This is a genomic window from Streptomyces sp. NBC_01716 (assembly GCF_036248275.1).
In the GTDB taxonomy this organism is placed as follows: Bacteria; Actinomycetota; Actinomycetes; order Streptomycetales; family Streptomycetaceae; genus Streptomyces.
Genome location: NZ_CP109181.1, coordinates 2,931,895 through 2,949,003, shown reverse-complemented (window position 1 = coordinate 2,949,003; position 17,109 = coordinate 2,931,895). Strand labels below are relative to the sequence as shown.

Here is a 17,109-nt window from a genome sequence, read left to right as displayed (position 1 = left end):
CCCTGGAAGCCGGACGATCAACTTGCCCGCCGGGCCTCCCGGCGGGCAAGATCGTGCCATCCCCTGACCCGGGCCGTCCCACACCCCGCAGTACGTCGCAGCAGACGCACGACGAGCGCTCCACGAGCACTCCACGAGCACGTTCCCCAGCGCCCAGCCTCTTATCGGATCGGTCCCGGAAGCCCCGGCATCGCCAGCCCCGTACGATGGGGTTAGCCGTGGCGTGTCCGCCCGGCAGGCGTACGAGGAAAACAACGCCGCATCCCACGATCGAGAGAAGCGCCAGCCAGCATGCCCACGCGCCACGACATCCGTAACGTCGCCATCGTCGCCCACGTCGACCATGGCAAGACCACTCTGGTCGACGCCATGCTGAAGCAGGCCGGTGCCTTCGCCGCGCACGCCGCCGAGCACCTCGACGACCGGATGATGGACTCGAACGACCTGGAGCGTGAGAAGGGCATCACGATCCTCGCCAAGAACACGGCGGTGAAGTACCACCCCAAGGAGGGCGGTACCGGTGACGTCCCGAACCTGGTCACGATCAACATCATCGACACCCCCGGCCACGCCGACTTCGGCGGTGAGGTCGAGCGCGGCCTGTCGATGGTCGACGCGGTCGTCCTCCTCGTCGACGCCTCCGAGGGCCCGCTGCCGCAGACCCGGTTCGTGCTGCGCAAGGCACTCGCGGCCAAGCTGCCGGTGATCCTGTGCATCAACAAGACGGACCGGCCCGACGCCCGTATCGCCGAGGTCGTGGACGAGACGTACGACCTCTTCCTCGACCTGGACGCGGACGAGGACCAGATCGAGTTCCCGATCGTCTACGCCTGCGCGCGTGACGGCGTCGCCTCGCTGACCAAGCCGGAGGACGGCACGGTCCCGGCCGACAGCACCAATCTGGAGCCGTTCTTCACCACGATCCTGAGCTCCGTCCCGGCTCCGGTGTACGAGGAGGACGCGCCGCTCCAGGCCCATGTCACCAACCTGGACGCCGACAACTTCCTCGGCCGTATCGCGCTCTGCCGGGTCGAGCAGGGCGAGCTGAAGAAGGGGCAGACCGTCACCTGGATCAAGCGTGACGGCACGATGTCCAACGTCCGCATCACCGAGCTGCTGATGACCGAGGCGCTCACCCGCAAGCCGGCTGAGAAGGCCGGTCCTGGCGACATCTGCGCCATCGCCGGTATCCCGGACATCATGATCGGCGAGACCCTGGCCGATCTGGAGAACCCGATCGCGCTGCCGCTGATCACGGTGGACGAGCCGGCCATCTCGATGACCATCGGCACGAACACCTCGCCGCTCGTCGGCAAGGGCGGCAAGGGCCACAAGGTCACCGCCCGGCAGGTGAAGGACCGCCTGGACCGCGAGCTGATCGGTAACGTCTCGCTGCGCGTCCTGGACACCGAGCGTCCCGACGCCTGGGAGGTGCAGGGCCGAGGTGAGCTGGCGCTGGCCATCCTGGTCGAGCAGATGCGCCGCGAGGGCTTCGAGCTGACGGTCGGCAAGCCCGAGGTCGTCACCAAGGACGTCGACGGCAAGCTCCACGAGCCGATCGAGCGCATGACGATCGACTGCCCCGAGGAGCACCTGGGCGCGATCACGCAGCTGATGGCGACCCGCAAGGGCCGTATGGAGACGATGACCAACCACGGGTCCGGCTGGATCCGCATGGAGTGGATCGTGCCGTCCCGCGGACTCATCGGCTTCCGTACGGAGTTCCTCACGCAGACCCGCGGCACCGGCATCGCGCACTCGATCTTCGAGGGGCACGAGCCGTGGTTCGGCGAGCTGCGGACCCGTAACAACGGCTCGCTGGTCGCGGACCGCTCCGGTTCGGTGACGCCGTTCGCGATGGTCAACCTCCAGGAGCGCGGTGTCATCTTCACCGAGCCGGGCACCGAGGTGTACGAGGGCATGATCATCGGTGAGAACTCGCGCGCCGACGACATGGACGTGAACATCACCAAGGAGAAGAAGCTCACCAACATGCGTGCCGCCTCCGCCGACACCACGGAGAACGTGGTGCCGCCGCGCAGGCTCTCGCTGGAGCAGTCCCTGGAGTTCTGCCGCGACGACGAGTGCATCGAGGTGACCCCGGAGACGGTCCGTATCCGCAAGGTCGTCCTGGACCAGAAGGAGCGCGGCCGCGCGGCCTCCCGCGCCAAGCGCTGACGGTCCACGACCACGGAACCCGACGGTCCGCGACTGCGGAACCCGACGGTCCGCGACCGCCGGCCCTGACGATCCGCCACCGCGGAACCTGACGGTCCGGCAGGTGTACGTTTCCCCGGCCCGGCCCCGCGAGGTGCCGGGCCGGAGTTCTGCCCCCTCGCCGGCGGCCGGACAGTAGGGTGATTTGCCCGAGCCGGGAGCTTCTGTCAACTCGTTTTCCGTGGCGAAACGTCCGGATACCGGGTATCGCTCACCGGAAGCTGCGTTAACAGTCCGTTTCGCGGGTGTCTGTCTGTGCTTACTTTGTCCGGATTTCGGGCGTAGGTGATGGGTCGATGTTGTCAAAACGAGACGCGGTAAGTGTGGTTTACAGGTCGGGTGTACTTAATAGTTGGCTCCATTGAGCTCGGGTCAATGGGTCATGCGCTGTGGGGAGCGCCGACTCACGAGCACACACTCGGAGCACTGATCGGCCGCCGTCAGGGGTGTCGGCGTAACGATCGGTGCCCATCTTGTTGTGACAAGTGGACTCATGAGGAGGAACCCATGCGCGGTGCCAAGAGCGCCAAGTGGGTCGCGGGCGCGATAGTCATCGCCCTGGCTGCGACCGCCTGTGGCGGCGGCGACAGCGACAGCGGCGACGACATGAAGGCGGGGAAGGCCGACCCGAATGGCATTCTGACCGCACAGCTCGGCGAGCCGCAGAACCCGCTGCAGCCGGCTAACGCCAAGGAGAGCCAGGGCAGCCGTGTCCTGCGCGCCATCTTCTCCGGCCTGGTCGACTACGAGCCCGGGACCGGAAAGCTTCAGTACGTGAACGCCGAGTCGGTCACCCCGAACGACGACTCGTCCGTCTGGACCGTCAAGCTCAAGCCCGGCTGGAAGTTCCACGACGGCACCCCGGTCACCGCCGAGTCCTACGTGAACTCGTGGAACTGGTCGGCCAACGTCAAGAACAACCAGACCAACTCCAGCTGGTTCCAGGACATCAAGGGCTACGCGGACGTCCACCCCGAGAAGGGTGACCCCAAGGCCGACAAGATGTCCGGTCTGAAGGTGGTCGACGAGAACAGCTTCACGATCACGCTGACCAGCTCGGTCTCGTACTTCGCGTACAAGCTGGGTTACGACGTGTGGGCGCCGCTCCCCGAGTCCTTCTTCAAGGACCCGAAGGCCGCCGGTGAGAAGCCGGTCGGCAACGGCCCCTACAAGTTCGTCTCCTGGGACCACAAGAAGCTGATCAAGGTCCGTAAGTTCGAGGACTACACCGGGCCGAACGCGGCCAAGAACGGTGGCATCGACTTCAAGAACTACACCACCGCCGACTCCGCCTACTCGGACCTGCGGTCGGACAACCTCGACTGGATCGAGCAGGTCCCGACCACGGCTCTCACGAGCTACAAGGACGACCTCGGCGACCGCGCGATCGACCAGGAGTACTCGGCGATCCAGGCGATCAACCCGGCGTTCTACACGGACCAGTTCAAGGACATCGACCCCAAGGTCGTCCAGGGTCTGTCCATGGCGATCGACCGTGACACGATCACCAAGACCGTGCTCCACGGCACCCGTACCCCGGCCGACTCGTACGTCGCCCGCGGTGTGCTCGGCTACAAGGCCGGCGCCCTCGGTGACATCACGAAGTTCGACCCGGCCGCGGCCAAGGCCCTCATCAAGGAGGGTGGCGGCGTCCCCGGCAACAAGATCTCGATCCAGTTCAACGCCGACCAGGACCACAAGCCCTGGGTCGACGCGGTCTGCAACAGCATCCGCAAGAGCGTCGGTGTCGAGTGCACCGGCGACTCGAAGCCGGACTTCCAGGCCGACCTGAACGCGCGTGACAACAAGCAGGTCAAGTCCATGTACCGCAGTGGCTGGGTGCTCGACTACCCGGTCAACTCGAACTTCATGCGCGACCTCTACGGCACCACCGCCGCCGGTAACACCTCGGGCTACTCCAACAAGGAGTTCGACGAGCTGTCCGCCAAGGCGGACAAGGCGCCGACGCTCGACGAGACGGTGAAGCTGTACCAGGAGGCCGAGCAGCTCCTGAAGGCCGACATGCCCAGCATCCCGCTGTGGTTCTACAAGAACAACTCGGGCCAGTCCAGGAACGTCTTCGGCAAGATCGTCTACGGCCAGGACGGCGACCCGATCTTCACCGGTGTCCAGGTGAAGGCCAAGAGCTAAATACCGGGACCGTCAACCGGTGCCGCCGTCCCCTCGCGGGGCGGCGGCACCGGTCCGGCCAGGCAGAGGCCCCGGGAGACTCCACCCCATACCCCGTGGCGGAGAAAACTACGTAGGCCATCGCCGACCCCTCACGGCATGGAGGCATGATGGGGCGCTACGTCGCCAGGCGACTGCTCCAGATGATCCCGGTATTCATCGGGACCACTCTGATTATTTTCCTTATGGTCCACATCCTTCCGGGCGATCCGATCCGGGCGATGTGGGGTGACAAGGCGGCGGACCCCGCACAGGTCGCCGCGCTACGTGCTGACTTCGGGCTCGATCAGCCCCTGTGGAAGCAGTACGTCGACTACATGTGGGGCCTCCTCCAGGGAGACTTCGGCGAGACGTTCGGTGGCCGCCAGGTCGCCGACGAGATGTCCGAGGCCTTCCCGGTGACGCTCCGGCTCACCATGGTGGCGCTGGTCATCGAGATCATCATCGGTATCGGTCTCGGCGCCTGGGCGGGCCTGAAGGCCGGCAAGGCCGTCGACACCGGCGTACTGATCTTCACGCTCGTCGTCATCTCGATCCCGGTGTTCGTGCTCGGTTACCTGGCACGCTTCGTCCTCGCCGACGAACTGGGGTGGGTCGCGCCCAATGTGCAGGACTCCACGGACTACGCCCAGCTGTTCCTGCCAGGGTTCGTCCTGGCGATGCTGTCGATGGCGTACGTGGCGCGGCTGACCCGCACGACCTTCGCGGAGAACCTGCGGGCCGACTACATGCGTACGGCGATGGCCAAGGGACTGCCCAGACGCCGCATCGTCGGCGTCCACCTGCTGCGCAACTCGCTGATCCCGGTCGTCACCTTCCTCGGCACCGACGTCGGTGGCTTCATCGGCGGCGCGGTCATCACCGAGGGCATCTTCAACGTCCAGGGCGTCGGCAACCTGCTCTTCAAGGCGCTCCAAGGCCGTGAGGGCTCGACGATCGTCGGCGTGGTCACGGTCTTCGTGCTCATCATTCTTCTGATCAACCTGGTCGTCGACCTGCTGTACGCGGTCCTGGACCCGAGGATCCGGTATGCCTGACGTGATCAAGACCAAGACGGACGCGACCACCGACGCCATCGCGCCGCCGGCCGCCGGAGCTCCCGAGACCGCGGCCGACGGCCACAAGTCGCAGGGCAAGCCGCGCAGCCTGTGGGGCGACGCCTGGTACGACCTGCGGCACCGCCCGATGTTCTGGGTCTCCTCGATCCTGCTCGTCTTCCTGATAGTCGTCGCCGTCTTCCCGGGGCTGTTCACCAGCGCCGACCCGCGCGACGGCGACCTCACCAACCACTTCCTGACCAAGCCGGAGCTGGGCAGCTTCTTCCAGCCCGACTGGTTCGGCTACGACGGCCAGGGCCGTTCGATCTACGCGCGTGTCGTCTACGGGACGCGGGCCTCGATCCTGGTCGGTGTCGGTGTCACCGCCGCGGTGACGCTCCTCGGCGGACTGCTCGGGATGCTGGCCGGCTACTTCGGCGGCTGGCTCGACTCGGTCATCTCCCGTATCACCGACATCTTCTTCGGCATCCCCTTCCTGCTCGGCGCGATGGTCGTCCTGAACGCCTTCACCGAGCGCAAGGTCTACGTCGTGATCTTCGCCCTGGCCTTCCTGGGCTGGACATCGATCTGCCGCGTGATGCGCTCGTCGGTGATCACCGCGAAGCAGGCGGACTACGTGACGGCGGCGCGCGCCCTCGGCGCGGGCACCCGGCGGATCCTCTTCCGCCATGTGCTGCCGAACGCCATGGCACCGACCATCGTCGTCGCGACGATCGCGCTGGGCGGCTACATCTCGGCCGAGGCGACCCTGTCGTTCCTGGGTCTCGGCCTCGCCGATCCGACCATTTCCTGGGGCATCGACATCGCCCAGGGCAGCAAGGACATCAGGGACAACCCGCACGCCCTGTTCTTCCCGGCCGGAATGCTGAGCCTCACGGTCTTCGCGTTCATCATGCTGGGTGACGCCGTCCGCGACGCCCTCGACCCGAAGCTGCGCTGAGGAGGGCGTACGTGACCATCATCGAAGAAACCTCAAGTGTCCCGACGCCCCGACCGGGCGAGTCGGACACCACCCCGCTGCTCGAAGTACGCGACCTCCACGTGGAGTTCCACACCCGCGACGGTGTCGCCAAGGCCGTCAACGGGGTGAACTACAGCGTGGCCTCGGGCGAGACCCTGGCCGTGCTCGGTGAGTCCGGCTCCGGCAAGTCCGTGACCGCGCAGGCGATCATGGGCATTCTCGACATGCCGCCGGGCTCCATCCCGCAGGGCCAGATCCTGTACCGCGGGCAGGACATGCTCACCATGAGCTACGAGGAGCGGCGGAAGATCCGCGGCCGGAAGATCGCGATGATCTTCCAGGACGCGCTCTCCTCGCTCAACCCCGTGCTGTCGGTGGGCTACCAGCTCGGCGAGATGTACCGGGTCCATGAGGGCCTCTCCCGCAAGGCGGCCAAGATCAAGGCCGTCGAGCTGATGGAGCGGGTCAACATCCCGGCGGCGAAGGCGCGGGTCAACGACTACCCGCACCAGTTCTCCGGCGGTATGCGCCAGCGCATCATGATCGCGATGGCGCTCGCACTGGAGCCCGACCTGATCATCGCGGACGAGCCGACGACCGCGCTCGACGTGACCGTGCAGGCCCAGGTGATGGACCTGCTCGCGGACCTCCAGCGTGAGTTCAACATGGGGCTGATCCTGATCACCCACGACCTCGGCGTCGTCGCCGACGTCGCGGACAAGATCGCCGTCATGTACGCGGGCCGGATCGTGGAGACCGCGCCGGTGCACGAGCTCTACAAGCGGCCTGCGCACCCGTACACACGCGGTCTGCTCGACTCCATCCCCCGGCTCGACCAGAAGGGGCAGGAGCTCTACGCGATCAAGGGCCTGCCGCCCAACCTGCTCAAGATCCCGGCCGGCTGCGCGTTCAACCCGCGCTGCCCGAAGGCGCAGGACATCTGCCGTACGGATGTCCCGGTCCTCCAGCCGGTGACCGAGCAGGACGGTACCGAGCTGCCCGGCCGCGGCAGCGCGTGCCACTTCTGGAAGGAGACGATCCATGGCTGAGCCCAGGAAGACGGACGGGAACCCGGCCGCACCGGCCGAGGACGTCACCCCCAACGTCACTGAGGTGGCGGAGATCGACGTCGCCACCGAGTCGGCGGCGGTCGCCGCCATCGAGGCGCCCGCGGAGCGCGGGGAGCCGATCCTCCAGGTCCGCAACCTGGTCAAGCACTTCCCGCTGACCCAGGGCATCCTCTTCAAGCGCCAGGTCGGCGCGGTCAAGGCCGTGGACGGGGTCTCCTTCGACCTCTACCAGGGCGAGACGCTGGGTATCGTCGGCGAGTCGGGCTGTGGCAAGTCCACGGTGGCCCGGCTGCTGATGACGCTGGAGACGGCGACCGCGGGCGAGGTCTTCTACAAGGGCCAGGACATCACCCGGCTGTCCGGGCGGGCGCTCAAGGCGGTCCGCCGGAACATCCAGATGGTCTTCCAGGACCCGTACACCTCGCTGAACCCGCGTATGACCGTCGGCGACATCATCGGTGAGCCCTTCGACATCCACCCCGAGGTGGCGCCGAGGGGTGACCGGCGGGGCAAGGTCCAGGACCTGCTCGACGTCGTGGGACTGAACCCGGAGTACATCAACAGGTACCCGCACCAGTTCTCCGGCGGCCAGCGCCAGCGCATCGGCATCGCCCGCGGTCTCGCCCTCAACCCCGAGGTCATCATCTGCGACGAGCCGGTCTCGGCGCTGGACGTGTCCGTGCAGGCGCAGGTCATCAACCTGATGGAGAAGCTCCAGGACGAGTTCAACCTGTCCTACATCTTCATCGCGCACGACCTGTCGATCGTCCGGCACATCTCCGACCGGGTGGGTGTCATGTACCTCGGCAAGATCGCCGAGATCGGTACGGACACCCAGATCTACGACCACCCGACGCACCCCTACACCCAGGCGCTGCTGTCGGCGGTCCCGGTCCCCGACCCGGATGCCCGTGCCGGCCGCGAGCGGATCATCCTCGCCGGCGACGTGCCGTCCCCGGCGAACCCGCCGTCCGGCTGCCGGTTCCGTACCCGCTGCTGGAAGGCGCAGGACAGGTGCGCCAAGGAGGTCCCGCTGCTGGCGATCCCCGAGCGCTTCGTCGCCTCGACGACGCCGGCGGCGCACGAGTCGGCGTGCCACTTCGCCGAGGAGAAGGACGTCGTCCACGCCGCGTGAGGTGTGGTCGTGTGAACGACGAGAGGCTCGGGCCGTACGCGGTCCGGGCCTCCGTCATGTCCGCGGGTACGGGGCGGAGACCGCCCGGCCACCCCTCCCCGCACGGGTGCCCACCACATGCGCGATTGCTGAAAGAGAGTGATATTTGGGCCTAAGTGACAGTCAGGACTCAGGAGGAACCCCATGCGCGGAGCCACGCACGCCAAGTGGGCCGCAGGTGCGCTCGCCGTCGCCCTCACCGCGACGGCCTGTGGCGGCGGCGGGGGCGGAAGCGGCGGGAGTGGCGGGAGCAGCGGGGTACTCAGCTCGTCCTGGGGCGACCCGCAGAACCCGCTGGAGCCCTCCAATACGAACGAGGTCCAGGGCGGCAAGGTCCTCGACATGGTGTTCCGGGGACTGAAGCGGTACAACCCGAAGACCGCCAAGGCCGAGAACATGCTCGCCCAGAAGATCGACACGAAGGACTCGACGAACTTCACGATCACCGTCAAGAACGGCTGGACCTTCAGCAACGGTGAGAAGGTCACGGCCAAGTCCTTCGTGGACGCCTGGAACTACGGCGCGAACCTGCGGAACAACCAGCGCAACGCCTACTTCTTCGGCCAGATCGACGGCTACACGGCCGTCCACCCCGACTCGGGCAGCCCCACCGCCACCACGCTCTCCGGCCTCAAGGTCACCGGCCCCCAGACCTTCACCGTCAAGCTCTCCCAGAAGTTCTCCACCTGGCCCGACACCCTCGGATACGCCGCGTTCGCGCCACTGCCCACCGCGTTCTTCAAGGACCACGCGGGCTGGCTCGCCAAGCCCGTCGGCAACGGGCCGTACACCATCGACTCGTACACCAAGGGCTCACAGATGTCCCTGCGCAAGTGGGACAACTACCCGGGGCCGGACAAGGCGCAGAACGGCGGCGTGGACCTGAAGGTCTACACCGACAACAACACCGCCTACACCGACCTGACGGCGGGCAACCTGGACCTCGTCGACGACGTCCCTGCCTCCCAGCTCAAGAACGCGCCCGCCGACCTGGGGTCCCGCTACATCAACACCCCCGCCGGCATCATCCAGACCCTTGCCTTCCCCTTCTACGACGAGGCCTGGAACACCCCGGACGCCCAGAAGGTCCGCACCGGTCTGTCGATGGCGATCAACCGCAAGCAGATCACCGAGACGATCTTCCAGAAGACCCGCACCCCGGCCACCGACTGGACATCCCCGGTCCTCGGCACGTCGGGCGGCTTCCAGGCCGGCCTCTGCGGCAAGGCCTGCGACTTCGACCCCGCCGCCGCCAAGAAGATGATCAACGACGGCGGTGGCCTCCCCGGGGGCCGGATCCAGCTCTCGTACAACGCGGACACCGGCTCCCACAAGGACTGGATCGACGCCGTCTGCAACAGCATCAACAACACCCTCGGCAACGACCGCGCGTGCGTGGGCAGGCCCATCGGCACCTTCGCCGACTTCCGCAGCCAGATCACCCAGCAGAAGATGCCGGGTCCGTTCCGGGCCGGCTGGCAGATGGACTACCCGCTGATCCAGAACTTCCTCCAGCCGCTCTACTTCACCAACGCCTCATCGAACGACGGCAAGTTCACGAACGCCGAGTTCGACAAGCTCGTCAACGAGGCGAACGCCGAGAGCGACCAACCGACCGCGATCAAGAAGTTCCAGCAGGCCGAGGGCGTCGTACGGGACAACATGGCCGCCATCCCGCTCTGGTACCAGAACGGCAGCGCCGGCTACTCGGAGCGGCTGAGCAACGTCAAGCTGAACCCCTTCAGCGTCCCCGTCTACAACGAGATCAAGGTCAACTGACGCCTGGAGGTCGCAGGGCCCGGCGCACTCTCTCCGCGCGCCGGGCCCGGGCCCTTCCCCCGCGGCCCACGACCTAGGACCACGACCCCCGGAGCCCTTCATGGGACGTTATGTGATCCGGCGTCTGCTCCAGATGATCCCCGTCTTCATCGGCGCCACGCTGCTGATCTTCCTCATGGTCAACGTGATGGGCGACCCCATCGCGGGTCTCTGCGGCGAGCGGCAGTGCGACCCGGCGACCGCCGCCCAGCTGCGGCACGAGTTCGGCCTCGACAAGCCGGTGTGGCAGCAGTACGCGATCTACATGGGCAACGTCTTCACCGGCGACTTCGGAACGGCCTTCAACGGCCAGGAGGTCACCGAGCTGATGGGCACCGCCTTCCCGGTCACCATCAGGCTGACGATCGTCGCGATCGTCTTCGAGATCATCATCGGCATCACGCTCGGCGTGCTCACCGGACTGCGGCGCGGCCGGCCCGCCGACAGCGGTGTCCTGCTGCTCACCCTGGTCGTCATCTCCGTACCGACCTTCGTGACCGGTCTGATCGTGCAGCTGCTCTTCGGCGTGAAGTGGGACCTCATCTCCCCGTCGGTCTCCTCGGCGGCACCGCTCGACGAACTGATCGTGCCCGGCCTCGTACTGGCCTCCGTGTCACTGGCGTACGTCACCCGCCTGACCCGGACCTCCATCGCCGAGAACACCCGCTCCGACTACGTCCGTACCGCCGTCGCCAAGGGGCTGCCGAGACATCGCGTGATCACCCGGCATCTGCTGCGCAACTCACTGATCCCGGTCGTGACCTTCATCGGCACCGACATCGGAGCGCTGATGGGCGGCGCGATCGTCACCGAGCGGATCTTCAACATCCACGGCGTCGGCTTCCAGCTCTACCAGGGCATCCTGCGCCAGAACACCCAGACCGTCGTCGGCTTCGTGACGATCCTCGTCATCATCTTCCTGCTCGCGAACCTGCTGGTCGACCTTCTCTACGCCGTACTCGACCCGAGGATCCGCTATGCCTGAGCCAGAGCCCCCCAAGGACGAAGGAGCCATCGCCCCGACCGGTTTCGGCGGCACGATGGACCTCGCCACCAGCGACGGCGAGTCGGTCGAACCGACCGGGCCCGGTGAGGCGGGGCCCGAGGAGCGGGCCCGCAGCCTCTGGTCGGACGCCTGGCGCGACCTGCGCCGCAACCCCATCTTCATCGTCTCCGGCCTCGTCATCCTCTTCCTGGTGTTCATCGCGATCTGGCCCCAGGCGATCGCCTCCGGCAACCCGCTCTCCTGCGACCTCGCCAAGGCCCAGGAAGGCTCGCAGCCCGGCCACCCCTTCGGCTTCACCTCCCAGGGCTGCGACGTCTACACCCGTACCGTCTACGGCGCCCGCGCCTCCGTCACCGTCGGCGTCTGCGCCACCCTCGGCGTCGCGATCGTCGGCACCGCGCTCGGCGGCCTGGCCGGCTTCTTCGGCGGCTTCTGGGACTCGATCCTCTCCCGCGTCACCGACATCTTCTTCGGTATCCCGGTGGTGCTCGGCGGCCTCGTCCTGCTCTCCGTGGTCACCAGCTCCAGCGTCTGGCCGGTGGTCGGATTCATGGTGCTGCTCGGCTGGCCGCAGATCTCCCGGATCGCCCGCGGCTCCGTCATCACCATCAAGCAGAACGACTTCGTCCAGGCGGCGCGCGCCCTCGGCGCCTCCAACTCACGGATGATGCTGCGGCATGTCCTGCCCAACGCCGTCGCCCCGGTGATCGTGGTGGCGACCATCGCGCTCGGTACGTACATCGCGCTGGAGGCGACCCTGTCCTACCTCGGCGTGGGCCTCAAACCGCCCTCGGTGTCCTGGGGCATCGACATCTCCGACGCGTCGAAGTTCATCCGCAACGCCCCGCACATGCTGCTCTGGCCCGCCGGCGCCCTGGCCATCACCGTGCTCGCCTTCATCATGCTCGGCGACGCGGTGCGCGACGCCCTCGACCCCAAGCTGCGCTGAGGAGCCCGGCCATGTTGCTCGAAGTGCGCGATCTGCAGGTGGAGTTCCACACCCGCGACGGTGTCGCGAAGGCGGTCAACGGGGTCAGCTACTCGGTCGACGCGGGCGAGACCCTCGCCGTGCTCGGCGAGTCCGGCTCCGGCAAGTCCGTCACCGCGCAGGCGGTCATGGGCATCCTCGACGTCCCGCCCGGCCGGATCGCGGGCGGCGAAGTGATCTTCAAGGGCCGGGATCTGCTCAAGACCAAGGAGGACGAACGGCGGAAGATCCGCGGCGCCGACATGGCGATGATCTTCCAGGACGCCCTCTCCTCGCTCAACCCGGTGCTGACCGTGGGCGCGCAGCTCGGCGAGATGTTCATCGTGCACCGGGGGATGTCCCGCAAGGACGCGCGGGCGCGGGCCGTCGAACTGATGGAGCGGGTACGGATCCCGGCGGCCAAGGAGCGGGTGAACGACTACCCGCACCAGTTCTCCGGGGGCATGCGCCAGCGCATCATGATCGCCATGGCGATGGCGCTCGAACCCTCGCTGATCATCGCCGACGAGCCGACGACCGCGCTCGACGTGACCGTCCAGGCCCAGGTGATGGAGCTGCTCGCGGACCTCCAGCGCGAGCTGAACATGGGGCTGATCCTCATCACCCACGACCTCGGGGTCGTCGCCGACGTCGCCGACAAGATCGCCGTCATGTACGCGGGACGGATCGTCGAGACCGCCCCCGTCCACGGCATCTACAAGGCCCCCGCCCATCCCTACACACGCGGTCTGCTCGACTCCATCCCCCGGCTCGACCAGAAGGGCCGGGACCTGTACGCGATCAAGGGCCTGCCGCCCAACCTGACGCGCATCCCGCCCGGCTGCGCCTTCAACCCGCGCTGCCCCAGAGCGCAGGACATCTGCCGCACGGACGTGCCGCCCCTCTTCGAGGTCGACGAGAACCGGCGCAGCGCCTGCTTCTTCTGGAGGGAGACCCTCAATGACCTCTGAGCCCATCCTGGAAGTGCGGGATCTGGTCAAGCACTTCCCGCTGACCCAGGGCATCCTCTTCAAGAGGCAGATCGGGGCGGTCAAGGCGGTCGACGGCGTCTCCTTCTCCCTGGCGGCCGGCGAGACGCTGGGCATCGTGGGGGAGTCCGGCTGCGGGAAGTCGACCGTGGCGCGCATGCTGGTCAACCTGGAGCGGCCGACGGCGGGCGAGATCCGTTACAAGGGCGAGGACATCACCCGCATGTCGGGCCGCGCGCTGAAGGCCGTACGGCGCAACATCCAGATGGTCTTCCAGGACCCGTACACCTCGCTCAATCCCCGGATGACCGTCGGCGACATCATCGGTGAGCCCTTCGACATCCACCCCGAGGTCGCGCCGAAGGGCGACCGGCGGCGCATGGTGCGGGACCTGCTCGACGTGGTCGGGCTCAACCCGGAGTACATCAACCGCTATCCGCACCAGTTCTCCGGCGGCCAGCGCCAGCGCATCGGCATCGCGCGGGGACTGGCCCTGCGCCCGGAGATCATCGTCGCCGACGAGCCGGTCTCGGCCCTCGACGTGTCCGTACAGGCGCAGGTCGTCAATCTGATGGAACGGCTCCAGAACGAGTTCGACCTCAGTTACGTCTTCATCGCCCACGACCTGTCGATCGTCCGGCACATCTCCGACCGGGTCGGGGTGATGTATCTCGGGCGGATCATCGAGATCGGCACGGACGTCCAGATCTACGACCACCCCACCCATCCGTACACGCAGGCACTGCTCTCGGCGGTGCCGGTGCCCGACCCGGAGGCGCGCGAGGGCCGGGAGCGGATCATCCTGACCGGCGAGGTGCCCTCGCCGGCGCATCCGCCGTCGGGCTGCCGGTTCCGTACGCGCTGCTGGAAGGCGCAGGAGCGGTGTGCGCTGGAGGTGCCGCTGCTCGCGGTGCCCCCGTGGTTCCGGGGGACGGAGACTCCCGCGGAGCACGACTCGGCCTGTCACTTCGCCGAGGAACGGCAGATCGTGCCGAGCCCGTCGGGGCCGGCGGAGGGCGGGGAGGGCGGGGAGCAGGGTCCGGATCCGGACAAGGAGATGTGATTGAGACGTCAGTTCCGTTGACACGCAGGAAACTTGGCTGACGCTTCGCCGATATACGCACGGGTCACATTGGTCGACGTACGGCCGTGCGGGTGCCGTTGGACCGGCCGGGATCCTGAGGTCCCGGCCGGTCGCCCCCGGCGATCCGGCCGTACGGCGCGGCTCTGCCGCCGCCTTACGGCATCCCGAGCGAGCGCTTCAGGAAGTCCACCTGGAGCAGCAGCAGATTCTCCGCGATCTGTTCCTGGGGCGTCATGTGCGTCACCCCGGTGAGCGGCAGCACCTGGTGCGGCCGGCCCGCCGACAGCAGCGCCGAAGACAGCCGCAGCGTGTGCGTCATCACGACGTTGTCGTCCGCCAGACCGTGGATGATCATTATCGGCCGCGCCTGGTCCGCGGGCTCCGCCAACCCGTCGTCCGTGACAAGGGAGTTGACCGCGTACACCTCGGGCGCCTCCGACGGGTGCCCCAGATAGCGCTCGGTGTAGTGCGTGTCGTACAGCCGCCAGTCGGTCACCGGGGCGCCCGCGATGGCCGCGTGGAAGATGTCGGGACGGCGCAGCGCGGCGAGTCCGGCGAGGTAACCCCCGTACGACCAGCCGCGGATGGCCACCCGCGACCGATCCAGCGGGAACCGCCCGGCGAGTGCCTGGAGCGCCTCGATCTGGTCGTCCAGGGTGAGCGGCAGATTGTCCTTCACCGCCTTCTCCCAGCCGGGGGAGCGGCCCGGACTGCCCCGGCCGTCCGCGACGACGACGGCGAAGCCCTGGTCGGCGAACCACTGGGACGTGAGGTACGGATTGTGCGCGGCGAGCACGCGCTGGCCGTGCGGTCCGCCGTAGGGATCCAGCAGTACCGGAAGCGGACCGTCCGCCTCCTGGTAGTCCGTGGGCAGGAGGACGGCGCACGGAATTCGGTGTGCGCCCCCCTCGGTGAGCTGTACACGCGGGGTGAGATTCGGCTGCTGCGCGTACGAGGCGATGACGGCGAGTTGTTTCCCCTCCCGCATCACCTGCACCACCGATCCGCTGACATCGGGCCGGGCCGACGCCAGGACCATGACGTTGCCCGCGCGGACGGCGCTGTGCACCCCCACGCCCTCCGAGACGCGCTCGGGGCCCCAGGCGCGGACCTCCCCGGCCTCGGCCGCGTCCGCGGCCGCAGCTCCGGGCTCTGCTGCGGGCGCGCCGTACGGGACCCGGTAGACATGGATCTCACCGATCTCAGGCGCCCCGGCGGCCTCTCCCGCCGCCGCCGACACCAGCACGTCCCGCTCGCCGATGTCGAGCACCGCGCGCAGCTGCAACTCCGGCCCGGTCAGCGCCCGGTCACCGACGACCAGCACCCGTGCGCTGTCCTCGGCCGCGGCGCCGTCCGAGCCCTTCTCGCCCGCCGGGGTGTCCACGATCCGCACCAGCTCGCCGCCGGGCGTCAACGCCGGTACGCCGGCGAAAAGTTCAAGCCAAACCGGGTCCGACTCCTCGCGTACGAGCCGGGTCTCGCCGCTCGCCGTGTCGACCGACAGACAGTGCTGGTCGCGCTGGTCCCGCGCCTGGACGAGCAGCAGCGGCTCGCCCGCCGACGACCAGTGGACGGCCGCGAGATACGGCGACGTGACCCGGTCCCAGACCACCTCCGTACGCGAACCGTCGAGGCCGATCAGATAAAGCCGCACGTCGGCGTTGGGTGTGCCGGCGGCGGGATAGGCGATGGTCGACGGCTCGCGGTCCGGGTGCGCGGGGTCGGCGATCCACCAGCGCTGTACGCCCGCCCCGTCGACCCGCGCCACCAGCAGCCGGTCCGAATCCGGTGACCACCAGAAACCGCGTGACCGGCTCATCTCCTCGGCTGCGATGAATTCGGCCAGACCGTATGTGGTCTGCCCGTCCTCCGGCGCTGCCAGCTCACGGTCGCCGTCCCCCTCGGCACCCGTCACCCGCAGCGCGCCCCCGGCCACATAAGCGATGTGCCGCCCGTCGGGCGACGGCCTCGGGTCGATCACCGGCCCCGGTACGGGCAGTTCGCGCGCCGTCCCGGCACGCAGTTCGGCCGTGAACAGCCGCCCCGACAGGGCGAAGGCCGCCAACTCGGCGGCGCCGTCCACCGCGTAGCCGACGATGCCCGCCGACCCCTCGCGGCTCCGCTCCCGGCGGGCGCGCTCCTCGGCCGAGAGCTCCTCCGGTGTGCCCGCCAGCAGGGCTTGAGGATCAGCGGCGATCCGCTCGCGCGCCGTACCCGATCTGTCGTCGAGATCGAGCACCCAAAGACGGTTCGTCCGGTCCGTTCCTGAGGCGGAACGCAGGAAGGCCACCCGCGAACCGTCGGGGGACACCGTGAAGGCCCGCGGAGCACCCAGCGTGAACCGCTGGGTCCTCGCGTACTGGCGAGGAAAGGAGAGTTGTTGCCTCGAGGTCATACGACCGAACCTAGCGTCCGCCCCGGCCCTTCGTGCGCCCCCGTGTGCTGCCGTGCACCGATCGATGCGTTCGCGCGGATAGTTATGATCCATAGCGTCAGGTGGGTAAGTACCCGTCGGCACATGCGTGTTGCTCATCCCGTTCGAATACCCCGCCGACCATCTGTGGAGGTGAACCGC

General features: G+C 67.8%; 12 protein-coding genes. 11 read left to right on the top strand and 1 reads right to left on the bottom strand.

All coding sequences use genetic code 11. The features are described 5' to 3' along the window. The first annotated feature begins 291 nt into the window (after window positions 1-291). The 11 genes from typA (at window position 292) to OIE74_RS12585 (ending at window position 14,513) form a co-directional block, all read left to right on the top strand. Window positions 292-2,178 carry a translational GTPase TypA gene (typA, locus tag OIE74_RS12635; protein ID WP_329382108.1) on the top strand — a complete coding sequence of 629 codons (1,887 nt, stop codon included), beginning with the start codon at window positions 292-294 and terminating at the stop codon, window positions 2,176-2,178. 546 nt (window positions 2,179-2,724) lie between these two features. Next, on the top strand, window positions 2,725-4,368 hold the full coding sequence (locus OIE74_RS12630) for a peptide ABC transporter substrate-binding protein (RefSeq protein ID WP_329382105.1): 1,644 nt from the start codon (window positions 2,725-2,727) through the stop codon (window positions 4,366-4,368). Between the two features lie 149 nt (window positions 4,369-4,517). After that, window positions 4,518-5,444 (top strand): ABC transporter permease, encoded by a 927-nt coding sequence (locus tag OIE74_RS12625; RefSeq protein WP_329382102.1) that lies wholly within the window; start codon window positions 4,518-4,520, stop codon window positions 5,442-5,444. Next, on the top strand, window positions 5,437-6,405 hold the full coding sequence (locus tag OIE74_RS12620; protein WP_329382099.1) for an ABC transporter permease: 969 nt from the start codon (window positions 5,437-5,439) through the stop codon (window positions 6,403-6,405). The genes OIE74_RS12625 and OIE74_RS12620 overlap by 8 nt, the downstream gene beginning before the upstream one ends. An 11-nt stretch (window positions 6,406-6,416) precedes the next feature. Continuing rightward, complete coding sequence (locus OIE74_RS12615; RefSeq protein WP_329382096.1) at window positions 6,417-7,475, top strand: ABC transporter ATP-binding protein; 1,059 nt, start codon at window positions 6,417-6,419, stop codon at window positions 7,473-7,475. Beyond that, entirely contained in the window at window positions 7,468-8,631 is a 1,164-nt protein-coding gene (locus OIE74_RS12610) for an ABC transporter ATP-binding protein (protein WP_329382094.1), read from the top strand. The genes OIE74_RS12615 and OIE74_RS12610 overlap by 8 nt, the downstream gene beginning before the upstream one ends. A 183-nt stretch (window positions 8,632-8,814) precedes the next feature. After that, a complete protein-coding gene (locus OIE74_RS12605; protein WP_329382091.1) occupies window positions 8,815-10,449 on the top strand; it encodes a peptide ABC transporter substrate-binding protein in 1,635 nt (544 codons plus the stop codon). Window positions 10,450-10,549: 100 nt separating this feature from the next. Beyond that, window positions 10,550-11,473 (top strand): ABC transporter permease, encoded by a 924-nt coding sequence (locus OIE74_RS12600; RefSeq protein WP_329382089.1) that lies wholly within the window; start codon window positions 10,550-10,552, stop codon window positions 11,471-11,473. Further along, window positions 11,466-12,443, top strand: a complete 978-nt coding sequence (locus tag OIE74_RS12595) for an ABC transporter permease (RefSeq protein ID WP_329382086.1) — start codon at window positions 11,466-11,468, stop codon at window positions 12,441-12,443. Before OIE74_RS12600 ends, OIE74_RS12595 begins: the two co-directional genes overlap by 8 nt. 11 nt (window positions 12,444-12,454) lie before the next feature. Next, a complete protein-coding gene (locus tag OIE74_RS12590; protein WP_329382083.1) occupies window positions 12,455-13,432 on the top strand; it encodes an ABC transporter ATP-binding protein in 978 nt (325 codons plus the stop codon). Beyond that, entirely contained in the window at window positions 13,422-14,513 is a 1,092-nt protein-coding gene (locus tag OIE74_RS12585; RefSeq protein WP_329382080.1) for an ABC transporter ATP-binding protein, read from the top strand. The genes OIE74_RS12590 and OIE74_RS12585 overlap by 11 nt, the downstream gene beginning before the upstream one ends. A gap of 175 nt (window positions 14,514-14,688) precedes the next feature. Here the strand turns inward: OIE74_RS12585 and OIE74_RS12580 are convergent, their stop codons facing one another. After that, on the bottom strand, window positions 14,689-16,929 hold the full coding sequence (locus OIE74_RS12580) for a S9 family peptidase (protein ID WP_329382077.1): 2,241 nt from the start codon (window positions 16,927-16,929) through the stop codon (window positions 14,689-14,691). Between the last annotated feature and the right edge of the window lie 180 nt (window positions 16,930-17,109).